Source organism: Glutamicibacter sp. FBE19, from assembly GCF_015524875.1.
GTDB classification, from domain to species: Bacteria; Actinomycetota; Actinomycetes; order Actinomycetales; family Micrococcaceae; genus Glutamicibacter; species Glutamicibacter halophytocola.
The window spans coordinates 33976-58111 of the sequence record NZ_JACKQN010000004.1; the positions used below are offsets into that span (position 1 = coordinate 33976).

Below are 24136 nucleotides of genomic sequence, written 5' to 3' on the forward strand. Positions count from 1 at the left end.
AGCGCCTTGTGCCGCTACTTTTCGGTATCCGCAGGATCTTCCCGGCGATCGCCTTGCTGCGGCTCCTTCTTCTTGAAATCGAGTTTCGCGGTGAACCTGCCCGGCTTCTTCTGCCCGGCTTCTTCTGCCGCCCCCATCGATTCCTCGGCTGCCCGGCTTTGATCTGCCGGCGCTTCAGCCGGCTGTTCCGCTGGCGCCGGCTTGGCGCCGCGTGCCGGTTTCACCGCCTGCGGGTCAACGAGGATCTGGTGCAGGCCGCCATCGGCAATCCACTTGCGCAGCACCGAGTTGAAGAGGATCGGATTTTCGATATTCCACTGGTGATGCATTCCCGGAACCACGCGGGTGATCGCCTGCGGAAGCTTCTCGCGCAATGCCGCGAACGACTTCTGCACGATTTTCGGCTCTTTGGCGCCCACCAGCGCAAGCACCGGCCCTTGATAGGCTTCGAGGTTCCCAGGCAGCCCGCCAGGATCCAGGTCGTTCATGATGGCACGCATATTTTCGGGCTTCAGCTTGACCCCGTGTTCAGTGAACAGCTCGCGCTCGTCGTCAACCATGCCGTAGGCCCCGGCTTGGAAACGCCAGTACCATTCGCTGCCGATCAGCTTCAGCTGCATCCGGTGGAAGGCGCGGGCTGTGGCGCTGGCCCCGGTCACCGGCGCACCGGTGATCAGCACCGAGTCCACCAGTTCGGGATGCCGTGCAGCCACGTGCAGGGCAATGACCCCACCGAGTGAAATGCCAACCAGATGCACGCCGCCTTCGGAGACTTCATCGGCGATCAGCGCTGCTACATCGTCGGCGGCCGATTCCAAGCCCTCCCAGGTTTCCTCGAAGCGGGCTCCGAAGGCCGGCAGGTGCAGGGTGAGGATGTTGAAGTCGCCGAAGGCCAGGACCTGGGGATCCCAGCTCCAGTTGCCGACGTTGCCTCCGTGCAAGAAGACCAGGGTTGGCACCTGGCGCTGGCCCTCTGCCGCCCGCCCCGGGTGGACCTCGGGGTAGTCGGTGGCGTCACGCGCTGTGCCTTGAGCTGGCTTGGGCCCGGAATCTTTGGCGGAAGTCATGGCAGGTACTCCAATACCGCGTCGAGCCATTCCAGCTCGGCGGCTTGTTGTCGGATCGCATGGTCAAGGGTGGCGGCCATCAAGAAGCTTCGCCGGTCGGCGGCCGCGCGCATATCGATGCCTTCGCGCTGGGAGAGGTAGTCATCGAGGATGAACTGGGTAGCTTCGCGACGCTGCACCAGCAATGCTTCGATGTCTTCGCGCTCCAATTCGGCGGCGAAGAACACCTGCCCCATGAAGGGATCACGTTCTGGAGATTGCACGGCTCCTGCCGACAGCCACCCGGTGAGGACTTCGCGTCCCGCGTCGGTGATGTGGTGTTCTTGGCGGTCAGGGTAATTGCTTTGCGCTACGGTGCGCACGGTGGCATAGCCCTTATCAACCAGCTGAGCCAAGGTGCGATAAATCTGTGCCTTGTCCGCATTCCAGAAGTGGTTAATAGAGGAGTCAAAGTGCTTTTTGAGCTCATAGCCAGTCATCGGCGACAAGCACAGCAGCCCAAGAATCAAACGTGCCAAAACCATAGGGTTATCTTTTCACAGTTAGTTGATTTTGCACCCACTTTGGCTCGGTGTGGGAAAACTGTGCCCGGATTGTGACAATTGCGCGCCACGGTTGCTTTTTGCGCAGGCAAAAGGCTCCTCGCCTCTGGAATCCCAGAGGCAAGGAGCCTTTCATCCCTTATTGACCAGCGTTTCAGCCTAGGCGTTCAGGCGCGACTTCAAGCCATCAAGCTCGGCCCGCAGCGAAGCTGGCAGCGCGTCGCCGAAGTTTGCGTACCATTCTTCGATGCCCTCGACCTCGGTGGCCCATTCGTCCTTGTTCACGGCTACGGCAGCCTCGACGTCGGCCGGGGTGAAGCCTTCCAAGCCGGTCAGGTCGATAGACTCGCCGGTTGGCACGTTGCCGATGATGGTCTCCTTGGCATCGGCGGTGCCTTCGATGCGCTCGATAGCCCACTTGAGCACACGCGAGTTGTCGCCGAAGCCTGGCCATGCGAAGCCGCCATCGGCGGTGCGGCGGAACCAGTTGACCAGGAAGATCCTCGGCATCTGTTCAGGGTTGAGCTTGGCCGAGATGTTATCCCAGTGGTTCAGGTAGTCACCTGCGTTGTAGCCGATGAATGGCAGCATGGCCATTGGATCGCGGCGGATCACGCCGGTGGCGCCCGCGGCTGCCGCGGTGGTTTCCGAGGACAGGGTGGAGCCCATGAAGATGCCGTTGGTCCAGCTGCGCGCTTCGGTCACCAATGGGATGGTGGTCTTGCGGCGGCCGCCGAAGAGGATCGCGTCAATCTTCACGCCGTTTGGCGAGTAGTAGTCCTCCGAGAGCATGTCGACCTGCGAGATCGGGGTGCAGAAGCGCGAGTTAGGGTGCGCTGCCGGGCGTCCGGACTCCGGGGTCCAGTCATTGCCCAACCAGTCGGTCAGGTGTGCTGGAATCTCGTCGGTCATGCCTTCCCACCACACGCCGCCTTCGTCGGTGAGGGCCACATTGGTGAAAATGTTGTTGCCCTTGGCAATGGCGCGCATGGCGTTCGGGTTGGTGGACCAGCCGGTGCCTGGCGCTACGCCGAACAGCCCGTATTCCGGGTTCACGCCGCGCAGTTCGCCGTCCTTGCCGATGCGCATCCAGTTGATGTCATCGCCCAGGGTCTCTGCCTTCCATCCATCGATGGTTGGGTCCAGCAAAGCGAGGTTGGTCTTGCCGCAAGCCGATGGGAAGGCAGCCGCGATGTGGTAGGCCTTGTTCTGCGGGCTGGTCAGCTTCAGAATCAGCATGTGCTCTGCAAGCCAGCCCTCATCGCGGGCCATGGCCGAGGCAATGCGCAACGAGTAGCACTTCTTGCCCAGCAACGCGTTGCCGCCGTAGCCCGAACCGAAGGACATGATGGAGCGCTCTTCCGGGAAGTGCACAATCCACTTGTTCTCGTTGCATGGCCACGCAACGTCTTCCTGTCCTGGCTTCAATGGTGCGCCGACCGAGTGCAATGCCGGTACGAAGAAGGCATTCTCCGCTTCCATCTTGCGCAGGACTTCAGTTCCGATCTTGGCCATGATGCGCATGGAAGCCACGACGTAGGCGGAGTCGGTGATTTCTACGCCGTAGGCAGGAGTTTCGGCATCCAGCGGCCCCATGACAAAAGGAATAACGTACATGGTGCGTCCGCGCATCGACCCGTCAAACAGGCCATTGAGCATGGACTTCATCTTCTCCGGGTCTTCCCAGTTATTGGTGAAGCCAGCGTCTTCCTTCTTCTTGGAGCAGATGAAGGTGCGCTCTTCTACTCGCGCAACGTCCTTGGGATCCGAGAATCCAGCGTAGGAGTTAGGGAAATTTGGATCGGTCAGCTTAACCAGGGTTCCGGCCTCGACCAGCTCGGCGGTCAGTCGATCGGCTTCTTCAGCTGATCCGTCTACCCAATAAACACGATCCGGCTTCGTCAGGGCGGCCACTTCTTCAACCCAGCTTGCCAACGCCTTGTGCGAAGTGGCGGCTGCGTCGATAACGGTCTGATCCGAGCTCGTGCTCATTATTTGTTCCCTCCATTGGGCTCAACTAGCAATGAATCAAGGCTATGGGGAGCATGCGGAGCCGACCGTGTGATTGAGACCTCAGAATTCTCACGCGCGTTAATTCAGAAGTAGAAAATTCCCGAAATTCCGGGGAAGGGGAAAGCGCGACGTGTAAAAATATGTGACGAAGGTCACGTAGACCGGTACCCTTTAGCCCGCTTCATATATCCTTTTGTTCACCTCGGCACGGTAGCTTTGCCCGCCAATTTGTACATGCCGAAAACGACCTGTATAGTAATTCGAGGTTCGTGAGAACGAATCAACAACAGAATATGCGCCCATAGCTCAGCTGGATAGAGCGTCTGTCTACGGAACAGAAGGTCAGGGGTTCGAATCCCTTTGGGCGCACAAATTGAAAATTCCCACTCAACCGAGTGGGAATTTTTTTGTTCCCACGGAGAAGTTGATGCGCCAGCTAACCCTTGATTCGCACACCGCCCTTCGACTGCTCAAAGTCAGCGACGCCTCGCAGCTTGCCCAGGCTTACCTGCGCAACAGAGAGCATCTAAGCGAATGGGAACCAGAGCGGGCCGACGAATATTTCACCGAAGCCTGGCAGGCCGAGAATATTTCACAAGTCCTTGCTGCACATCAAAACGGGCTGGCCTACCCCTATGGACTCTTCCGAGGAGATGCGCTGGTCGGCCGTTTTAATATCGCTTCAGTCGTCCGCGGCCCCTTCCAGAGCGGCAGCCTCGGCTACTGGGTCGATCACAACTTCACCGGCCAGGGCCTCGCCTCGCGCGCCGTGGCCGCGCTGCGCACCGAAGCCACCGATTCCCTTGGCTTGCACCGGCTCGAAGCCAGCACCCTCTTGCACAATCACGCTTCGCAACAAGTGCTCCTCAAAAATGGCTTTGGCAAAATCGGCATGGCACCGAATTACCTGAAAATCGCTGGCAGATGGCAAGACCACAACCTCTATCAGGCGATACTCCACGACCGAGCCTGATCTCCCGGGCACAGGCCCTGGATTCTATGGCAATCAAGCCATTCAATGCCCTCTCCACTAGATATTTTGTGAATCACGGCACTTTTGCCCATTTCGGTTTTTTCTCCGCCTCAAACTCGTGTACAGTTATTCAAGTCGTCAAGACGACAACAAATAAATATGCGCCCATAGCTCAGCTGGATAGAGCGTCTGTCTACGGAACAGAAGGTCAGGGGTTCGAATCCCTTTGGGCGCACAAATTGAAAATTCCCGCTCAACTGAGTGGGAATTTTTTTATGTTCTTGCCGGAATTCGACCTGCCAGCTAGTGGGAATCGCGCAGCACAAGTTTGGTGTCCATGATGCTCCACTCGGGCACCTGCTCGCCCTGGATCCTCTTGATCAGCAATTCAGCCATGATCTCGCCCTGGCGTTCAGGGAACTGCGCAATTGTGGTCAGGGGCGGGGTGGAACTGCGCGCGAACGAGTCGTCGTCCACCGCAGTCACCGATACATCCGCGGGCACTTTGAATCCTGCTTCGGCCAGCGCCTGCAATGCTCCGAAACCCATCTGCGCACTGGCGGCAAACAAGCCATCAAAATCGGCCTTGCTTTCAATCAGCTGCTGCATGATCCGGTGTCCGCTGGCGGGTGTGAAATCACCAATCCTTATGACCGCCGGTTCTAGCCCGGCGTTGTGAACTGCCTGCTGGAATCCGGTCAAGCGGTCCAAACCGGCGCCCATGTCCTGCGGCCCGGCGATCATCGCCAGCCTGGTGCGCCCCTGGGCAATGATGACTTCGGTTGCTTGGCGGGCGGCAGCAATATTGTCGATGTCTACTACATAGATTTCATTCTGGTCGGTGCTCATGGTGCGTCCGCCGTAGACCAGCGGCAGCAGGGAGCCCAGATCCGCATAGGAGCGGTCCGCCGCATGATGCGACAGCACCAAAGCCCCATCAACGTTTCCGCCCTGGAGATAGCGGGTGGTTTTTGCAGGATCCGATTCGGTCGAGAGCAACAAGGTCAGCATGAATTCGGTGCCCGCCACATATTGAGCGGCCCCCTGAACCACCTTGGCAAAATAGGGATCTGCGAAGAACTTCGCCGTATTTTCGGGAACCACGAGCGCAATCGAGTTGGTCCTCCCCTGGGCCAGCGAACGAGCTGCCCGGTTGGGGACATAGTTCAGCTCCCGGATCGCCTGTTCAACGGCCTTCCTGGCATCAGCTTTCACCCGGTCCGAACCGTTGACCACACGCGATACCGTGGCGCGCGAAACCCCGGCTCGCTCTGCGACCACTTCCAGTGTTGCCTGCGGCTTGCGTGGTTCTTGCATGCTCATTCCTGTGCGCCTGGGTCCGGGTAGTTTGCTGGCCACCCAAGCACGCAAGATGGTCCGCAACGCCCCTAGCCGGGGCCGCGGACCATCACGCTCAGGTGTTATGCCATTGTACGATTAGCGGCAATCAGGCTTGCGTAGGCCCGACCGCTATTCTTGATGATTCGTTCTTGGCTCTGGTAATCGACATAGATGATGCCAAAGCGCTTGTCATAGCCCCAGGCCCACTCGAAGTTATCCAGCAATGACCAAACGAAATAGCCACGGACATCTACGCCGTCCTCGATGGAACGGGCAACTTCATCCAGATGGTCCAAGATGTATTCGCTGCGCTCGTGGTCATCGACGGTTCCCGCTTCGCTCACCTCATCGGTGTACGAGGCACCGTTTTCGGTGATGTAGAGCGCCGGCAGGTTCGCGTAGTCCTGCCGCAAACGGTTAAGCAGCACCCGCAATCCCTGCGGGTTCACTTCCCACCCCATGGCGGTGCGAGGCAAGTCGCGCGCCGGGAAGGTCACGTACTCGCTGCCCACGAATGGAGAAGACTTGGCGGAATCCGTGGGAACCACCGCAGCTGGCTGGCCTTCTGGAAGCGGGTGGCCGGACACATTGTCATCGTGGTAGTGGTTGACGCCAAGGAAATTGATGGGCTGGTGGATGATTTCCAGGTCCCCGGGATGAATCACGCCGGACAGCCCCAGATGGCCGACATCCTCCAAGAGGTCTTCCGGGTAGGAGCCCTTCAGGACCGGATCCAGATACATCCGGTTCCACAACGCATCGATGCGGCGGGATGCTTCAAGGTCCACCGGATCGGCAGGGTCATTGGGCACGGCATTGGTCAGGTTCAAGGTGATGCCAAGTTCTTGCGCACCCAATTCGCGCAACCGCCGGGTGGCAAGCCCGTGGGCCAGATGCTGATGGTGCATGGCGGCCAGCGCGGCCTCAGGTTCTTGGCGTCCCGGTGCATGCTCGCCGGCGGCGTAGCCGATCAGCGACGAGCACAGCGGCTCGTTGAAGGTGGTCCAGTGCTGCACGCGGTCGCCGAGCTTGCCGTAGACCGCCTCGGCGTACTCGACAAATTGGTAAGCGGTATCGCGGTTGGCCCAGCCACCGTGTTCTTCCAGCGCCTGGGGCAGGTCCCAGTGGTAGAGGGTCAGCCATGGCAGGATGCCGTTCTCCAGCAGCTCGTCAACGAGGCGTGAATAAAAATCCAGCCCCTGCTCATTGACCGCGCGGCCGCCGGGCACCACCCGGGCCCAGCTGGTGGAGAAACGATAGGAATCAAGCCCCAGTTCCCGCATCAGCCCTACGTCTTCGCGGTAGCGATGATAGTGGTCTACCGCCACCTCGAGGTTTTCTCCCCCGGCGATGGCTCCTTCCTTGCGGGCAAAGGCGTCCCAGACGGAGTCTTCCTTGCCATATGAATGGCCTGCGCCCTCGATTTGAGCCGCCGCGGTGGCCGAGCCGAAGAGGAAGTGCTTGGGCCACGAAAATTCTTGGGATAGGTGATGAGTCATTAGCCCTTTACAGCTCCTGCCATAATTCCGGATACAAGTTGTTTGCCTGCCACGACGAAGAGCAACAGCAGGGGAATCGTGGCCATTAGCGCGCCAGTCATCACGATGGTGTAGTCGACATATCGGGCAGATTGCAGCTGGCTCAGGGCCACCTGCAGGGTGGGTGTTTGCGGGGCCACGAGCATCGGCCACAGGTAGTCGGTCCACGCGGTCATGAAGGTGAACAGCGACAGGATCGCCATGGCCGGACGGGCCGCCGGCACGCCAACATGCCAGAAGGTGCCAATCATTGATGCTCCGTCAACGCGGGCAGCTTCAATCAGTTCGTCCGGGATGTTGTCCACCAGATACTGGCGCATGAAGAAGACTCCAAAGGCAGTGACCAGAGTCGGGATCATGATCGCTCCTAGGGAGCCGGTCCAGCCCAGCTGCTTCATCATCATGAACATCGGGATGATGCCCAGCTGGGTCGGCACCGCCAATGTGGCGATCACGAAGATCAGCAGTCCCTGGCGCCCGCGGAAGCGCAGCTTGGCAAAAGCATAGCCTGCCAAGGTGGAGAAGCTGACAACCGAGAAGGTGATCACCGAGGAGACGACCAGGCTGTTGCCCAGCGCCGCCCAGAAGTCGACCGAATCGAACACCTCGGCCACGTTGACCCAAAATTGCCCGCCGGGCAACAGCGGCGGCCAGGCCGAGGAGAAGACGGCACCGGTGGAGGAACCAATGACGAAGGAATACCACAGCGGGTAGGTGCTGCCGATGAGGAATGCCAGCAGGATGCCGTAGGTGAGGAATCCGGGGCGCCGGTCGGCGGAAAAGTTCTTTCCCCGGCCCGGGCGCGCGACCTTGGGCACCGAGGCCCGTTGCACGGTGGCGTTACTCATCTTTGGCACTTCCTGTCTGCAAGCTGGCGAAGCGATTCCTGGCACGTTTGTCGGCGCGGTTGACCGCTCGGCGGGGTTTCTTCTGCTCCGATGACGAGGCGATGGTGCCGGAGATCAAGAAGTTGATCACGCCAATGACGATGATGATCAGGAACAGGATCCAGGCCACGGCCGAGGCGCGGCCGAAGTCTCCGCGGTTGAAGGCCAGGTCCCACAGGTAGAGCACGGTGGTTTGGTATTGCCGGTCTGGCCCGCCGGGGACCGAGCTGCTGGGGTTGAAGAGTTTTGGCTCGGTGAAGATCTGCAGGCCGCCGATGGTCGCGGTGATGATCACGAAGATCATTGTGGGGCGGATGCTGGGCAGCGTGATGGAGAAGAAGCGGCGAATCGCCCCGGCCCCGTCAATGGCTGCCGATTCATGCAGTTCACGCGGCACCGCCTGCATGGCCGCGAGCAGGATCAGCGCGTTGTAGCCGGTCCAGCGCCAGTTCACCATGGCCGCGATGGCCATATGCGAGGGGAACACCTCGGTCTTCCAGGCGATCGCATCCAGGTTCAGGGCACCGAGCAGGTTGTTGATCAGGCCATACTTCTCGTCGAAGGCTGTGGAGAAGATCAGCGTCACCGCCACCGGGGTGACCACATAGGGCACCAGCACGCTCATCCGCCAGAAGGTCTTGGCGCGAATGTTCTGGTCGAGCATCGAGGCAATGAACGTGGCCACCACCAGCTGCGGGATGGCCGAGAGCAGGAAGATGCTGAAGGTGTTAAACAGCGAGTTCCAGAACAGCGGGGACGCCAGCTCGGCTTTGTAGTTATCCAGGCCCACCCAGTCGCCAGCCCCGCCCAGCAGGTCCCAGTCGTTGATCGACACCACAAAGGTATAGATCAGCGGGAAGAGCCCGACCAGTGCAAAGAGGATGAAAAAGGGCGAGATGTAAAGATACGGCGAGTATTTAAAGTCCAGCCGCCCGCGCAGGTGCCGTCGGCGCATGGCGCGTTCGGCCTTGGATTCCTCCAGTTTTTCGACGGTGGGAGTGCTTGGTTTTTCGGCCGCGGGTTTCGGCCGTGACATAGGTGTCGTGGTGCTCATCAGTGTCATCTTTTCTGCTGCAGTTGCGTTGTGCGGGGCCAGGCCCGTAGGTGCTGCCCAGCCCCGCACCATGCGGTGGTGGCTATCGGATTACTTGATGTCCAGTTCCTGCAGCGTTGACAGGGCGCTGTTCCAGGCGGCTTCGCCGTCGGTGCCCTGGTCGATGGCGATGGTTGCTGGCCCGAAGACCTGCTCCTGGATGACCGAATCCTCGGCGCCCTTGAACTGGGCCTTCACTCCTTCGGCACGGTGGCCGAGGATTTCGCCAATGGGTGCGCCGTTGAAGAACTTGGTCAGCTCGTTCTCGCCGGTGACGGCCTTGGACTTCTGGGCTTCAAGGTTGCTCGGGAAGGCTCCCGCTTCTTCGAAGGAAGTGGCCTGCGAGGTGGCGCTGGTCAGGTACTGGGCCAGCTTGGCTGCTTCGGCAGGGTGCTTGGAGGTGCTTGGCACCGTCAAGAATGCGCCACCCCAGTTGGCCGGGCCGCCCGGGAAGACATCGGCAAAGTCCCAGCCGTCCTTCGCATCGCCACCGGCGCCTTCGACTTGGCCCTTGACATTGCCCAGCATCCAGCCTGGGCACGGCATCACGGCGAAGGAGCCATCAACGAAGGCCTGGCCCTTGCCCCAGTCCCACTGGGTCTGCCCCGAAGACAGACCCTTGGACGCCGCAGCGGACAGCTGGTCCCAGCGCTGGCGCAGTTCGGTGTTCGAGTCGATGTTCAAGGTGCCGTCGGTCTTGTAGTAGCCTTCATCGAGCTGGTTGACCATGGCATTCCAGACGAAACCGGACTGGTCGTAGAAGGCCTTGCCGGATTTCTTCACATAGTCCTCGCCGACAGAGAAGAAATCCTCCCAGGTGGCGTCGTCGCCGCCGAAGAGTTCGGCCACCTTGTCGCGATCGCTGGGCAGGCCGGCATCCTTGAAGAGCTTGCTGTTGAAGCACAGGCCCATGGGGCCGATGTCGGTGCCGTAGCCGATGGTTCGCCCGTTGGCATCGGTGGCCTGCTTGACCTTCCAGTCCACCCAGTCGCCCGAGATTTCGCCCGCGCCATATTCATTAAGGTCGGTGAAGCTGTCGGAGACGGTCATGACCTGGCCGAGCCAGCCTTCTTCCACGGCCTGGACATCCGGCAAGCCCGCACCGGCGGCTTGCTTGGTCTTCCAGTCGGTCAGCGCGTTGCCGCCGGTGTCGATATTGGTGGCTTCGATGGTGACGCCCGGGTTCTCTTGTTCGTACTTCTTGTAGAGGGGATCCAGTCCCTGGGTGCCGAAGGTGGTGACCGCCAGGGTCACGGGATTCTCGGCCGAGGCTGGCTGGACGGCGTCTTTGCTTTCGCCCGATGAGCAGCCTGCGGCGAGCAGTGCGATGCTTGAGGTCAGTGCTAGTACCTTGGCAAGCCGAGTTGTTCGTGAGGGGTTCACGGTGACTCCATTCAAGTTCGGTTCGTGCGAGTGGGTGGGACCAACTAATTTTGAGAGCGCTCTCAAAATACAGCAAAAATAATAGGGCCCATCCCTGAACCCTGCTTGCCATGGCAATGAAAGCAGCTCCGCTTAGTGATTTTGTGAGCGCTCTCACAAAACTTCTTCATCAATTCTCCACGATGGAACTTTCTTGTCAAGCCCCAAAGAAAAATTGGCCGGGCACCCTTCACGAGGAAGGGTGCCCGGCCAATCAAAGGGGCGGCAACTAGCCCTTTTTATTCAGTTCCAGTCCGACGAGCACCGGATCATGATCCGATGAGCGGTACTGGTTCGCGGTAAACAGGTCGGTGATGTTGTAGTTGTAGCGGCTGTATTCATAGCCCACGGATTCGATGGCGTTGATATTCCAGATATCCTGCCCGGTCACCTTGGCGGCCAATTCTGGCGAGGCCAGAATATGGTCCAGGGAACCGCTCAATCCGTCATAGATGTAGCTCTGCGAATCCGCCGAGGCGCCCAGGTCAACGTAGCCCGCATCGGCGAGCACCCGGATTGGATCCTCGGCGGCGTAGGAGTTGAAGTCTCCAGCCAGCAGCACCTTGCGGGTATTGCGCGACTGCTTGAGCTGATCGGCAAAGCCAACCAGGGCCTTGGCCTGCTCAACGCGGTCGGCATTCCAGGCTCCCTGTCCGTCGCCGGAGTCGGCATTGCCCGAACCGTCATCGGGGTTGGATCCCTTGGACTTGAAATGGTTGGCCACCACGACAAAACGGGTGTTCTGGTTGCCGCCGACCTTCTGGAAAGCCTGGCCCAGTGGATCTCGGGCATTGCCAAAGGCCTCATCGTCGAGGATGACCGATTCGTCAATCGGCTTCACCGTCTTGGCGCGATAGATGATCGCGGTGCGGATCACATCTTCGTCAGCCGGAATAGCCGCCGGGCTTGGCACGTAGCTCCAGATCTTCTGGCCGGCAGCCGAGTTCAGCTGCTCCACGAGGTGGGCGAGGGCGGCGTCGCGGTCCTGTCCGGAACGGGCCGAGTTTTCGATCTCTTCGAGCACCACCACATCGGCGGTGAACTTGCCCAGCGCCGCAACAATCTTGGACTGCTGGCGTGCGAAGCTCTCCGCGTTGGCAGCTCCGCGGGCATCACAGCCCTGGCGCACGGTCAGCGGATTGCCCTCGCGGTCAGTGTAGTACTTGCACCCTTCGAGCTGGTCTCCGGTGGTGGTGAAGTAGTTCAGCACGTTGAAGCTGCCGACACTCACATTGCCGCCTACTTCTTGCGGTGCTTCGTTGTCGATCTGCTCAAATGCCAGGGCAATGTCCGCGTCGTCAGCGCCAATCACCTGGCCCTGGGGCTGCAGCCGCCACAAATCGTAGCGGTAGTCCAGGATCATCGGACCGGTGAAGGCGGCGTTGGCGCCAACGCTGACCCGCTGTTCGGCGTCAATGTAGGGCAGGGCCACCGTGGTGTTCTTGGCGGTGCTGAAGTTCAGCGTGGCGCCGTCGTCAACCACGATGGAGCGCTGCGCATTTTCTTCGGCGAGCGCGGCAGCCTGGCCACTGCCCGGGGCAAAAACATCGGTGGGCTGGCGGAGCAATTTTTCACCTGGCAGGATCGAGCTGGTTCCCATGGCCAGGCTCAGCTCGCCGTACTGGTTCAGCGAGTAGTTATCCGAGACGGTGAACTCGCCCTGCGGTTCTACGAGCATGGATTCGATCTGCTCGCGCCCGGCCTCGTCGCTGGGCAGGGAGATGGCCAGCGGCTTGATGGCTTCGGCGGCTTCCTCCAGGCCCTGGACGCTTTCGGCTTTGATCTGGGTGAGCCCATAGTACTCGCTGACAGTCCCGGAAACCTGCAGGTGATCCCCCACCTGCACGGAGGACACCTCGTCGGGAGCGTAAACGAATACCGCCGGGCTGCCGCCGGTTGGCAGCTGGGCCCCGGTGCCGGCGCTTTGCAGGTAAAAACCGCGGATCCCGCCCTCGGCGTAGGCGCCGGTGACCACCCCGCGCACGGTGGCTTGCTGGCCAGCCAGCGCAGAGCTGTCGCCGGTGCCCTGCACCTGCTCGATCGGGGTGATCTCGATGGTGTCGGCCTGGGCTGCGCTGAAGCTGGTTGCGGCAACCGCCCCTGACAACAACACTGCTGCAATGCGCGTAGTTCGTCTTTTGCTCATGATGTCCCTCAGTTGATGATCGATGGTGTCCAGGCCTGAAGATAATCAAAGTCCGGTGAACGACTCATGAACTTCACCCGGTCTTTGCAAGGCCTATCCAAGAACCATCCAAAAGCATCAAGCGGTTTACGTCCAGAGGTGATTAAAGGAATATTCGCACTAATTGAACTGACCGGTCAGTTCAATTAGTCTGTAACTGTGCTTATCGCAGATTCAGTCACCGTCAATGGACGCCACGACCAGCTGGTGCCGCCTACCTCGCTGCAGGTCATGCCCGGCGAGGTCCACCTCGTGGTTGCCGACCCGCAAATTTCGCGCACCGCACTGGCCCTCGCGCTCAGCGGACGGATGAAGCCCACCACCGGCGCGGTGTCCTGGGGCCACGCCGACTCGCTGAAAACCCTGCGCCAGCACACCGCCCTGCTCGATTCCCCCGAGGTCAACGAGCCCGAATCCCATATGAAGGTCCGCGATGTCATCGTCGAGGATCTCGCCTTGATCCCCGGCCCGATCTGGCGCAAGCCGCGGCCCAAGAAGTGGATGGAACAGCACGGATTCAGTGATGTCGCCACGCAATGGGCCGATGCCATCGACCCGGTCCGGCGCCTTGAACTGCTGCTGCTGCTGGCCGCCGAGAACCCGAAAATCCAATCGCTGGTCCTCGACTCCCCTGACCGCCACGACATGCACGACGAGATGTGGCTGGGCCTGCTGCTGGACTTTGCCGAATCGCACCGCGAATTCGCGGTGGTCGCCATCGTCGCCAATGTCCCCTACGACTGGGATGGGCCGGTCAGCCACCTGGGCTCCAGCTGGCAAGAACCCCTTGAAATTTCCCCGCCGGAAACCGGCCTGCTCGATACGGCACTGCTGATCGACGAGGCGCCGGAGCAAGAAGAGCCGGCAGCCGAAGAATTTGTGCAGGAAGAACTGGATCTGGATCTTCCCGAACCAGCCAGCGAAGCGAAGGACAACTAATGACGACGTTGCAGCTCGCGCTCTCCGAACTCAAGCGCATGACCCGCGGCACCCTGCCAAAGCTGGCGCTGATCGCCCTGACCTGCGTACCGCTGCTCTACGGAGCGCTCTACCTCTATGCCAACTGGAACCCGCAGGGAAACCTCGACAAGGTCACCGCGGCCGTGGTCAACCTCGATGACGGAGCCAAAAAGGACGGCGAGTTCACCCGCGTCGGCGATGACGTGGTGGAGAACCTCGAAGAGGACGGCACCTTCAGCTGGGCCCACCTCGACACCCGGAAAGAAGCCGAAGACGCCGTAGCCAGCGGCGAATACGCGTTCGCCCTGGTGCTGCCCGATGACTTCTCGGCAGCGCTGGTCTCCCCCGGCGACTTCAAGGATGCCGACCAGGCCGACCTTGAGCTGCTGACCAACGACGCGAACAACTTCATGGTCTCCAATTTTGCGCGCACCCTCGCCGGCGAGGTGCGCACCTCGGTCTCCGAAGAGGTCGGCACGGAAACCGCCTCGGCAATGATCGCCGGCTTTGTGGACATCCACAGCTCCATGGGCGATGCCGCCGACGGCGCGAAGAAGCTCTACGACGGAACCCTGAGCCTCGGAGACGGCGTGCTCACCCTGGCCGATGGCACCACCAAGCTGGTCGACGGCAGCAGCGAGCTCTCCGAGGGCAGCGTGAAGCTCAAGGACGGCACCTCCCAGCTCTCGGGAGGACTGCAGGATTTGCTGGCCGGACAGAAAAAGCTGAGCAATGGGGCCAGCGATTTGGCCGACGGCACCGGCGAATTGGCCACCGGCGCGGACAAGCTGAGCAAGGGGCTGCAAACCATGCAGGCCAAGACCAAGTCCCTCCCTGACTCGGTCAGCCAGCTTAACGACGGCACCCAGAGCGCCAAGGGCGCCGCCGATCAGCTGGCCACCGGCTCGCGCCAGGTCGCCGACGGAAACCAGCAGCTGGCCACCACCGCAGATGAGGCGATCTCGGTGATCAACCAGCTGCAGGCCGACACCGACCAGCGGCTGGAAAACGTCAAAACCGACGCCCAGGCGCAGCTGGATCAGCTGGTCGCCGAGGGCACGCTGAGCGCCGAACAAGCCAAGGCCATCAAGTCCACGATCAGCCAGAGCGTCGAGGAATCCGCCTTGCCCAACGCCCTGGAATCCAAGGTGGACCAGGTGAACAGCGGCTTGTCGTCAATGCAGTCGAAATTGCATACGCTTGCCGATGGCTCCGAAAAGGTCGCCGATGGCAATCAGCAGCTGGCCACCGGCCTGGGCACCCTAGCCGAGGGGACCAAGAAGCTGGACGCCGCGGTGCCAAGCCTGGTGGATGGCATTTCCAGCGCCGCCGACGGCTCGGCCGCACTGGCCACCGGCGCCCACAGCGCCAACGACGGAGCCAAGAAACTGGCCGCCGGGGAAAAGTCGGCGCTGGCCGGAACCTCCCAGGCTGCCGGCGGCGCCAAAGCCCTCGATGAAGGCGCCGGAACCCTGGTGCAGGGAACCGATGCGCTGCACGGCGGACTGGTCAAGCTCTCCGACGGCGTCGGCGACCTGTCCAAGGGCGCCGGACAGCTCGAAGACGGATCCTCGCAGCTCTCCAGCGGCCTGGATGACGGGGTCAAGCAGGTCCCGAACCCCGATCAGAAGACCAGCGACCAGCTGGCCGACGTCATCGGCTCCCCGGTGGCGCTGGATAACGTCAAGCAGGCCGAAGCCCAGTCCTATGGCGCCGGCTTGGCCCCCTTCTTCATGACCCTGGCCACCTACATCGGCGTTTTGGTCCTCACCCAGGTCATGCGCCCGATCACCAAGCGCGCGCTGCTCTCCAACGGAAGCAACTGGAAGATCTCGATCGGCGGGTGGCTGCCCTTCGCCGCCATCGCGGTGGTGCAAACCAGCCTGCTCTACGCGGCCGTGCACTTCGGCCTGGGCCTGACCACCGCCCACCCATGGATGGCCTGGCTCCTGCTGGTCTGCGCCGCCCTGTGCTTCAGCGCCCTGATCCAGGGGTTCTTCGCCCTGCTGGGCACCGCAGGAAAGTTCCTGGTGCTGGTGCTCATGGTCCTGCAGCTGATCACCGCCGGCGGCACCTTCCCCTGGGAGACCCTGCCGGAGCCGCTGCAGTTCCTGCACCAGATCCTGCCGATGGGCAACGTGGTGATCGGCATGCGCCACCTGGTGTACGGGGCCGATCTGGGCGTGCTTTCCACCGTGCTCGGCTCGCTGCTGATCTACACCGCCCTGGGCTTGCTGCTGAGCATGCTCGCGGTGCGGAAGAACAAGACCTGGACCCTGAAGGTCCTGCAGCCGGAGCTCAAGGAATGACCACGCCAGCCAGCCAACGCCGGCGGGTGCGCGCCACCGATTCCAAGGAACGGATTTTCGAGGCCGCCATGACCTTGCTGGGCACACGGGCCCCGGAGGCCGTCTCGGTGGACCAGATCGCCGCGGCCGCCGGGGTGTCCAAGGGCACCGTCTACTACAACTTCGGGTCCAAGGACGAGCTGATCAGCCAGATCCTCGACTTCGGCGCGCAGAAGCTGATGGACGAGCTTTCCCGCGCAGCCGCCGGGCCACAGCCCTACCTGGCGCTGAAGCACATGGTGGAATTCGCCATGGACTTCGTGGCCAGCTACCCGGCCTTTGTCCAGCTGTGGATGCAGGAGCAATTGCGCGCCGATGACACTAGCGACTTCAGCACCACGACGCTGCATCGCCAGGTCACCGATGTGCTGCTCCAGGTCCTCGAACGCCTGGTCCGGCTCGACCAGGCCGAAAAATTCCCGGTGGCCACCACCATCTTCGGCGCCGCCTTGTTCACCGCCCGGATGCGGGCCACCGGCCGCGCGGATTTGGCGCGCGATCAGGTCATCAGCGCCGTGATGCTCACGGTTGACGGGCTGCTGGCCACCCGTCCGCACGCCACGAGCTAGTCGGCTTAATCCCCGGCAGCTGCCCGGAGTAGATCACCACTCCCGGGTAGCGCTCCAGCCGCTCCAGCAGCTGGGCATAGCCCCGTGCCGGCAGCCGGGTGGCCAGCTCATCGAGCACCAGCACCGGCGGCTCGCGCAGCAGGGCGCGGGCCACCAGCAGCGCCGCCTGCTGGCCGCGTCCCAGCGGTTCCCCGCCTCGGCGCAGCCTGGTCTCCTCTGCCTGCGGCAGCGCTGCCAGATCCAGCCCGCACTGGGCGGCCAGTGCCAGCGCCTTGCCCATCGAGGCTCCGGGGTGGCGGTAGCGCAGGGCCCGCCCCAGGCTGCCGCGTTCTGGCACCATCGATTCCAGCGCCGCGCCCACCAGCTTGCGCCGGGAGGCTTCAGGCAGGTCCTCGCTGCGCCCTTCGGCGATCCATACGCCGGCTTGGCCCTGGCCGCACTGGCCATAGCTCCCGGTGGCGATGGCCGCCAACAGCCTGGAGCACTGCTCCTGGGTCCCCAGCACCTCAATGCGTTCGCCCGGCTGGGCGCGCAGCACCGGGAAGCGGTCCGGATCCCGCGCCGGCGGATGGATCCGCACCGCCGAAGGCTGGCCCAGCAGCTCCCTGGCATCCCGGGTGCTGGCCTGCCGCGCGTCGCTGCCTCGCCATTGCTCTTCCTGGGCCAGCAACGGGGCCAGGATCCGGCGCCCGGCCTTGTAGTTCTGCCGGTACTCCACCGCCTTGCCCCATTCGCCCAGGCTCCCGGCGCAAATCCCCATCAGCGTCAGCGCCGTAGCCACCGCGGAGCCAGGCAGGCCTGCCGCCGCGCAGATCCCGACCACCAGCGCGGTGCCCAGCAGCGGCACGGCCAATGCCGAGCCGCGCAGGGCGGCGGCATAGCGGGCCCGTTGCACCGACGCGTCGATCACCTTCTGCGCAGAACCCTGCACCCGCGCCACCTCGCGGTCGATCCCTCCCCCGGCGGCGATCGCGGTTCGCGCGGCCACGGTGTCGGAGATCCGGGCCGCCAAATTCCCGCGATGCCGGCGCAGGCTCCTGGCGCTGGCAAAAGTTCCGCCAGCCAGGCCCGCCAAAAGCGCCGCCTCGAGCAATAGCGTCAACCCCAGGCTCGCGGCCAGCAAGGGGTGCATGAGCCACAACCCGGCACCGCTGACCAGCAGCAACGGCAGCCCCGCCACCAGCGGCACCAGGCCCTGCACAATCCAGTTGCGGATCGAGGACAGGTCATTGGTGGAGCGGGCGATGGTGATCCCGGCCGAAGGGCCGCGCTCGCTGCGCAGCGCATGGGCGATCAGCCCGCGCCGCAATTGCGCCACATAGTGCTGCCCGAGTTTCTCTGCGAGCACCCGTTCCAGGTACTTCGCCGCAAAAAACCCGGTCACCAGCCCAATCACGGCGCACAGCGCAGCGATGGCATAACCAGCGGAAAGCTGCCCGATCAGCCAGCCGATGGCGATCGAGAGCAGACCGGCGAGAATGCCCAGGCCCAAGAGCCCCGCCAGCAGCCTGCGCCTCCCCGGTGCAACCAGCCGGGGCAAGCGGTTCCCAGATGCCAATGGCTGCACTACTTGGCACGCATCAGGCTGGTGGCTACCTCGGCCTGGCACAGCTCAAAGGTGCCGATCACCGGGGTGGACAGCTGGCTCTGGGCTTCCTGCGCGGCCAGCGGCGAAGCGGTCACCACCCCGCTGACCGCGGCCAGATCGAGCCCGGCTTCCAGCAAGATGCGCTCCCCGGCCTGCGCCCCGAGCGCGTCCTGGGCGCTGAACAGCACCCGGTCCACATGTTCGGCAAACATCGGGTCGGCCAGCAATCGGGAGGTTTCCCCCTGGAACAGCCCGTCGGCGATCTCGATGATCACCGCATCTGCTCCGCTGGCGCGCTGCTCCCGGATCATCGCCACGAGCAGCGAGCGCACCGTCTCATAGTCCAGCCGGTAGGTGGTCGGGTAGCCGAAGTCGGTGAAGTCGCACACGCTGAACGCTCCGGCATCGATGAACAGGTTCGGGTCGTTGCCGGCCCCGGTGCCGGTCGCCTTGCCCGCGGCCACGCTCATCCCGGCGTTGACCAGCCCATTGACCAGGCAGCCCAGGGTGGTGGACTTCCCGGAGTTCATCGAGGTGCCCAGCACCGCGATGACCGGCGGGCTCACCGCTCCGGCGTGCGCTGCGCGGGGCGAATCGTTGTTGATGTCCAGCGGCGCGAAGTCCAGGAGGTTCACCACCTTGCCGTGGCGCACCAGCAGGCCCACCGGCTCCAGCTGCGTGGCCTGGTCGATGGATGCGTGCTGCTCGATCACTTCGCTGGCCACGCCGCCTCCGGCCACCAGCTGGCAGGGCCCCAGATCCTGGGGAACGTGCGCCAGGAACTGGTCCGGCGCGTAGCGGTGGCCGTAGGCCACCATGATTTCCTGGCCAGCAAAAATCAGCTGGCGGCGCGAGGCAGGGGACTGCAAATGCTTATGCTTGCCCAGCTCGGTCACCTTCGCGATCACCACGTCTCCGGGGCCTGGAACCATCCGCGTCTGGCGCACGATCTGGAAGTCCTGCGGATTGCGCTGCAGTTCCGCGGCGACGAAGCGGGTGGTGTAGGCGGCCCGGATGGCCCGGGCACGTGCAGCGTCGATGCGCTGCTGCACGTCTTTGCGTGCGGCGGTGCTCTGAACTGGAAGTGTTTCTGCGATGACGGCCATGGTCCCATTCCTCTTTCACGCAAGGCCCGGTGCACCTGATGGTGTTCCGGTGCTGGCTGCGGTGCCAACAGTCCTTAGTGAATAGAGCAATGATTAAGAGAAGATGAACGAGGACTGAGGCCTTGTGGTGCAATCGATGAGAGGGCTTTCATCTGCTTCTCATAACCGCAGATCATCCATATAACGCGGGTTGACTAGTAGATAAGAATAAACTTGGTGAGAGTTTTCTCATTCTGGCCGCGGCGCAAGGAAATGCGTGACGCGGGCATCGCGAACATCCAGATGCGAGTACGGGTAGCTGGTTTCCAGCACGGTGGTACCGAGCGTTGGATAGTTCATCGCCAGCTCGTACACGGCTTCTTCATCGGAGTCGGCCGAGGCCAGCCGCAGGGCCAGTTCCTGGAGAACCGGCTGATGCCCGATCACCAGCAGATTGCTCACCGTATCGGGCACCTCGTTGATGATGGAGCACAGCTGCGCGACACCGGCGCCATAGATTCGCGAGTCCACATAGGGCGTTGGCCCTTTTTCGCCCAGTTCCGAGAGCACCCATGCGCAGGTGGACCGGGCCCGCAACGCGTCCGAGCACAGGATGTAGTCGGGAACCAGATCCTGTTCCACCAGCCAGGCGCCGGCCGATGGGGCCTCGCGGTGCCCTCGGGCAGCCAGCGGCCGATCGTGATCCACGACGCCCAGCGGGTAGTCGGCCTTGGCGTGGCGCATCAAGATGAGCTTGCGCGAATGCATGGTGTTCATCTTCCCAGCTTAAGACAGCAGCGGCGGGCAAACCGAATATGGTTTGCCCGCCGCTGCCAGGTGATGAAACTAGATCGAGTATTCAGGAGCTGCCCAGACGACAACTTCCGGGTGCTCGTAGAAGCGGTAGCCCTGGCCGCGCACGGTTCGCACGGTATTGGCCAGGCGGCCCAGCTTGGAGCGCAGGCGACGGATGTGCACGTCGATGGTGCGCTCATTGGGCACCTCTTCGGCATTGCGCCACAGGTTTTCCAGCAGCTCTTCGCGCCCGACGGTGCGGGTGCCGTTCTCCACGAGGAAGTTCAGCAGCTCGAATTCCTTGAAGGTCAGGTTCAGGGTCTCGCCGTCCAGGTACACCTCGCGGCGGGACAGGTCGATCAGCACACCCGATGGGCGCGGGGTGCTTGGACGGGCTTCGGCCCGCGGACGGCGCGAGACGGTTGGGTCTCCCAGCGCCTGGCGGACAACATCAATAGGCTCGCCCTGGGCGCTGGTTGGCGCCAAGGCTACCGCCGCGTGGGTCTGCGCCTGCGGCGAGAGGGTAGCGAGGAATGCGCGAACCTGGGTAGCCAGCTTGCCCAGCGAGGTGCCCTGTGCCTGGGCTGCGGTTTCATCCAGGCCCACATACAGCACGAAGCCGCGGGCTGAAGTGTCAGCGCTTGCCTGGCCCACTGGCTGTACCGGGGTGCTGGTCGGCTGATGAGCGGCTTCACGAGTTTCCTGGACGCTGGAAACAGCGCGCAGTGGGCGATAGCCCGCTGGTGCATAGTTGCCAGCTGCCTGGCGCTGTGCAGCAGCTGCGCGGTTCTGCGCGTTGCGAATTGAAACGTGGACGTATCCGGATCCAGCCGACATGATGATTTCCTCTTTTAGTGCGAAGGCCAAGTGGCTTGGCGCTCGTGCTTCGGGTTTTGCTTGCGCTGTTCGCGGCCTTCGTCCACGTCCAGCAGTTGGGTTTCCCGTCAACGACCGGCAAAATCTCGATTATGAAAGGCTCATAATTCCGTTTTTGCGCCGTTGACGCCGAGCATTCGATTGCAACATGCATCGGCAAACCTCGGCTGTCCGCCGGGATGCTTTTTGCTGTTCTGCGCCGTACTCACACATCTAGTTTCCTCGTAACATTGTCAACTTGCAAGTAACAAACCAGGCGGCTGTCCATATAGTGAGATGAAAACGCCCAAAGGTGATGCAGGACACTTTAGGCATATCTAGGGTATCTAAGCGCTTAACTACTCAATATGCTCAAGCTTTCCGACCAGATCATGCATACCGACCAGTCCATTCACGTCCCTGAATATCCATTCACCCCATAGCGTTGTCCACACTCCAATCATTCGCCGAACGCAAGGCTTGACCAAATTAAGCACTACCGGTCAGCAAAATTCCTGCATAAACTCGACATGCAGTCATAGCTCGCACACAGCAAAATCATATTCTTACCCCAAGGCAATAGGAGAGGCTGTTAAACATGAATGAATCCCGGTTTTCACCTTCGCAGCTGCCCCGCCTCACCCATCCCGACGGCACCCCCATCAAAGTCCTCGTCGTTGACGACGAACCCTCGCTGGCCGAACTGGTCGCCATGGGAACCCGCATGCTCGGTTGGGAAGCCACCATGGCTCATGACGGCCCGGAAGCTGTAGCCACCGCGCGCTCGCTGGCACCGGACGTCCTCGTTTTGGACTGGATGCTGCCAGGCTTTGATGGCCCAGAAGTGCTGCGCAAGGTCCGCACCCATTTCCCCGAGATCCCGGTCCTCTTCCTCACGGCCAAGGATGCGGTGGAAGATCGCATCGAAGGGCTCGGCGCCGGGGCCGACGACTACGTGGCCAAGCCATTCAGCCTCGAAGAAGTCCTGATCCGCTTGCACCGCCTGGTTGAGCGCTCCGGGGCAGCCGCCGCGGATACCGCCGAACTGGTAGTAGGGGATCTGGTGCTGAATATGGATTCGCATGATGTCTCCCGGGCTGGTCGCGATATCTCGCTGACCGCCACAGAATTCGACCTGCTCAGCTACCTGATGAGCAACGCCCGGCGCGTGGTGTCCAAATCGCAGATCCTCGATAACGTGTGGCACTACGACTTCGACGGCCAGGCGAATATCGTCGAACTCTACATCTCCTATCTGCGCAAGAAGATCGACGTTGATGCAGAGCCAATGATCCATACCGTGCGTGGCGTCGGCTATGTGCTGAAGCCGGCGGCATGAGCTTTTTCTCCCCCAGCACCAAGGTCAGCTCGCCGCATTCCTTGCAGCGCAAGCTCCTGCTCATCCTGTTGACCTCGCTCACCGCGGTCTCCGTGCTCCTCGGTGTGCTGTACAACGCCGGCATGCGCCAGACCCTGATGGACCAGCTCAATAGCCAGCTGCGTCTGACCACCGAGCGCGCACTGAATTATTCGCAGGGCGCTCCCGCGGTGAACTCCCGCTTGGATGCCCCGGGCCAGGCTGCCGGCACCCTGACCGCGCGCTTTGTCGACAAATATGTCTTCAACGGCGGGGTGCTCGATGAGCGCACCGGCGAGCGGCAGCAGCTGAGCCAGGAAGATGCCATCCCGATGGTGGATCTTGAACTCAGCGACCTGCATCCCGACAAGGATAATTTCCATCCGGTACGGGCCCATCTGACCGTGGGCGACTACTACCTGGTCGCAGTCAAGGATTCGGGCTCCAACGGGATCCTGATCGTCGGCTTGCCGCTGCATGGCACCGACCTGGCCCTGCGCGGCATGGCCTGGCTGACGCTGTTTATCGCCCTGATCCTGATCGCCGGCGCCGGATTGGCCGGCTCGTGGCTGATTTCCCGCTCGCTGGCCTCGCTCAAGCGCGTGGCCTCCGTGGCCGCATCCGTGGCCGCCGAGGACCTGGATTCGGGCAAGGTGGCGCTGACCCAGCGGGTCCCTTCCGCGGATGCGATCCCGGGAACCGAAGTCGGCAATGTCGGCAACGCGCTGAACGCCATGATCAGCAACGTCTCCACGGCGCTGACCGCCCGCGAAAAGTCGCAGGCCCAGATGCGCCAGTTTGTCGCCGATGCCTCGCATGAATTGCGCACCCCGTTGTCCTCAATTCGCGGCTACACCGAGCTGCTCTCCGCCACCGAGCACTTCTCCCCTGACGGCCAGCGCTCGATCGACCGGGTCTTGCAGCAAAGCAGCCGGATGGGGTCGCTGGTGGAGAATCTATTGCTGTTGGCACGACTGGACGAAGAAAATTCGTTCAAGCGCAGCAGGCTTGATTTGGGCATGCTCACCGCGGACATTACCGAGGACTTCAAGCTGACCGCCAGCGACCATCACTGGGAATTCGAGTGCTGCGCCGAGCAGACCATGGTTTTCGGCGACTCAGCCTCGCTGCGCCGGGTGATCACCAACCTGCTGGCCAACGCGCGCAAGCACACCTCTGCTGGCAATACGGTCACCGTGACGGTGGACCAGGATGACGAGACCGATGAGGCGGTGCTTGAGGTGCACGACACCGGCGAAGGCATTGCCCCAGAGTTCCTGCCGAAGGTTTTCGAGCGCTTCACCCGTGCCGACAAGGCCCGCTCCGGTTCCGATGGAACAACCGGGCTGGGACTGCCGATCGCCAAGAGCATCGTCGAAGCGCACGGTGGCAGCATTTCCGTGAGCTCCGAGCCCGGCAATACCGTCTTCGAGGTTCGCCTGCCGCTAGCCGGCGAGGAAACTGGGCCGAAAACGCCAGAGGCCGCGGTCAAGTAACCGCGGCCTATGGGCTATTGCC

General features: G+C 62.2%; 19 protein-coding genes and 2 tRNA genes. 8 read left to right on the top strand and 13 right to left on the bottom strand.

The features are described 5' to 3' along the window. Positions 1–14: 14 nt before the first annotated feature. The 3 genes from H6F58_RS08350 to H6F58_RS08360 form a co-directional block, all read right to left on the bottom strand. Positions 15–1067 carry an alpha/beta hydrolase gene (locus tag H6F58_RS08350; RefSeq protein WP_171918630.1) on the bottom strand — a complete coding sequence of 351 codons (1053 nt, stop codon included), beginning with the start codon at positions 1065–1067 and terminating at the stop codon, positions 15–17. Further along, the gene (locus tag H6F58_RS08355; protein ID WP_060700584.1) at positions 1064–1591 is read right to left on the bottom strand and encodes a PadR family transcriptional regulator; all 528 of its coding nucleotides are present in this window, start codon (positions 1589–1591) and stop codon (positions 1064–1066) included. Before H6F58_RS08355 ends, H6F58_RS08350 begins: the two co-directional genes overlap by 4 nt. A gap of 177 nt (positions 1592–1768) precedes the next feature. Beyond that, positions 1769–3601 (bottom strand): phosphoenolpyruvate carboxykinase (GTP), encoded by a 1833-nt coding sequence (locus H6F58_RS08360; protein WP_146277659.1) that lies wholly within the window; start codon positions 3599–3601, stop codon positions 1769–1771. 316 nt (positions 3602–3917) lie between these two features. On the opposite strand from H6F58_RS08360, the gene H6F58_RS08365 reads away from it, so the two are divergent. From H6F58_RS08365 to H6F58_RS08375, 3 genes are all read left to right on the top strand, one after another. Beyond that, positions 3918–3991: transfer RNA gene (locus tag H6F58_RS08365), tRNA-Arg, on the top strand. A 58-nt stretch (positions 3992–4049) separates the two neighbouring features. Then, entirely contained in the window at positions 4050–4595 is a 546-nt protein-coding gene (locus H6F58_RS08370) for a GNAT family N-acetyltransferase (RefSeq protein ID WP_060700582.1), read from the top strand. A 161-nt stretch (positions 4596–4756) separates the two neighbouring features. Continuing rightward, positions 4757–4830, top strand: a tRNA-Arg gene (locus tag H6F58_RS08375). A gap of 68 nt (positions 4831–4898) precedes the next feature. Here the strand turns inward: H6F58_RS08375 and H6F58_RS08380 are convergent. The 6 genes from H6F58_RS08380 to H6F58_RS08405 form a co-directional block, all read right to left on the bottom strand. Continuing rightward, positions 4899–5912 (bottom strand): LacI family DNA-binding transcriptional regulator, encoded by a 1014-nt coding sequence (locus H6F58_RS08380; RefSeq protein WP_244652494.1) that lies wholly within the window; start codon positions 5910–5912, stop codon positions 4899–4901. A gap of 104 nt (positions 5913–6016) precedes the next feature. Further along, a complete protein-coding gene (locus H6F58_RS08385; protein WP_146277657.1) occupies positions 6017–7435 on the bottom strand; it encodes a GH1 family beta-glucosidase in 1419 nt (472 codons plus the stop codon). Then, positions 7435–8322 carry a carbohydrate ABC transporter permease gene (locus H6F58_RS08390; protein WP_146277655.1) on the bottom strand — a complete coding sequence of 296 codons (888 nt, stop codon included), beginning with the start codon at positions 8320–8322 and terminating at the stop codon, positions 7435–7437. The genes H6F58_RS08385 and H6F58_RS08390 overlap by 1 nt, the downstream gene beginning before the upstream one ends. Next, positions 8315–9316 (bottom strand): sugar ABC transporter permease, encoded by a 1002-nt coding sequence (locus H6F58_RS08395; RefSeq protein WP_244652517.1) that lies wholly within the window; start codon positions 9314–9316, stop codon positions 8315–8317. Before H6F58_RS08395 ends, H6F58_RS08390 begins: the two co-directional genes overlap by 8 nt. 189 nt (positions 9317–9505) lie before the next feature. Continuing rightward, positions 9506–10837: an extracellular solute-binding protein gene (locus H6F58_RS08400; RefSeq protein WP_171918629.1), complete on the bottom strand. Its 1332-nt coding sequence runs from the start codon at positions 10835–10837 to the stop codon at positions 9506–9508. Positions 10838–11105: 268 nt separating this feature from the next. Further along, on the bottom strand, positions 11106–13022 hold the full coding sequence (locus tag H6F58_RS08405; protein WP_171918628.1) for an ExeM/NucH family extracellular endonuclease: 1917 nt from the start codon (positions 13020–13022) through the stop codon (positions 11106–11108). A 198-nt stretch (positions 13023–13220) separates the two neighbouring features. Here H6F58_RS08405 and H6F58_RS08410 point away from each other — a divergent pair, with 198 nt between their 5' ends. From H6F58_RS08410 to H6F58_RS08420, 3 genes are read left to right on the top strand one after another with little or no spacing between them, the layout of a single operon-like run. Next, a complete protein-coding gene (locus tag H6F58_RS08410; RefSeq protein ID WP_171918627.1) occupies positions 13221–14000 on the top strand; it encodes an ABC transporter ATP-binding protein in 780 nt (259 codons plus the stop codon). Then, the gene (locus H6F58_RS08415) at positions 14000–16330 is read left to right on the top strand and encodes a YhgE/Pip domain-containing protein (protein ID WP_171918626.1); all 2331 of its coding nucleotides are present in this window, start codon (positions 14000–14002) and stop codon (positions 16328–16330) included. Before H6F58_RS08410 ends, H6F58_RS08415 begins: the two co-directional genes overlap by 1 nt. Continuing rightward, positions 16327–16938 carry a TetR/AcrR family transcriptional regulator gene (locus H6F58_RS08420; RefSeq protein WP_171918625.1) on the top strand — a complete coding sequence of 204 codons (612 nt, stop codon included), beginning with the start codon at positions 16327–16329 and terminating at the stop codon, positions 16936–16938. The genes H6F58_RS08415 and H6F58_RS08420 overlap by 4 nt, the downstream gene beginning before the upstream one ends. Here H6F58_RS08420 and H6F58_RS08425 read toward each other — a convergent pair. From H6F58_RS08425 to H6F58_RS08440, 4 genes are all read right to left on the bottom strand, one after another. Further along, positions 16892–18496, bottom strand: coding sequence for an ABC transporter ATP-binding protein (locus H6F58_RS08425; RefSeq protein ID WP_195181573.1), 1605 nt, complete (start codon positions 18494–18496; stop codon positions 16892–16894). The two genes, H6F58_RS08420 and H6F58_RS08425, sit on opposite strands and share 47 nt — an antisense overlap. Positions 18497–18504: 8 nt before the next feature. After that, on the bottom strand, positions 18505–19632 hold the full coding sequence (locus H6F58_RS08430) for a DUF1611 domain-containing protein (protein ID WP_171918623.1): 1128 nt from the start codon (positions 19630–19632) through the stop codon (positions 18505–18507). 228 nt (positions 19633–19860) lie between these two features. After that, positions 19861–20388 (bottom strand): histidine phosphatase family protein, encoded by a 528-nt coding sequence (locus H6F58_RS08435; RefSeq protein ID WP_060700571.1) that lies wholly within the window; start codon positions 20386–20388, stop codon positions 19861–19863. A gap of 69 nt (positions 20389–20457) precedes the next feature. Further along, complete coding sequence (locus H6F58_RS08440) at positions 20458–21243, bottom strand: winged helix-turn-helix domain-containing protein (protein ID WP_060700570.1); 786 nt, start codon at positions 21241–21243, stop codon at positions 20458–20460. Between the two features lie 616 nt (positions 21244–21859). Here H6F58_RS08440 and H6F58_RS08445 point away from each other — a divergent pair. Together H6F58_RS08445 and H6F58_RS08450 are read left to right on the top strand one after the other, a co-directional pair. Next, complete coding sequence (locus tag H6F58_RS08445; protein ID WP_022875560.1) at positions 21860–22600, top strand: response regulator transcription factor; 741 nt, start codon at positions 21860–21862, stop codon at positions 22598–22600. Beyond that, positions 22597–24114, top strand: coding sequence for a HAMP domain-containing sensor histidine kinase (locus H6F58_RS08450; protein ID WP_171918622.1), 1518 nt, complete (start codon positions 22597–22599; stop codon positions 24112–24114). Before H6F58_RS08445 ends, H6F58_RS08450 begins: the two co-directional genes overlap by 4 nt. Positions 24115–24136: the final 22 nt, after the last annotated feature.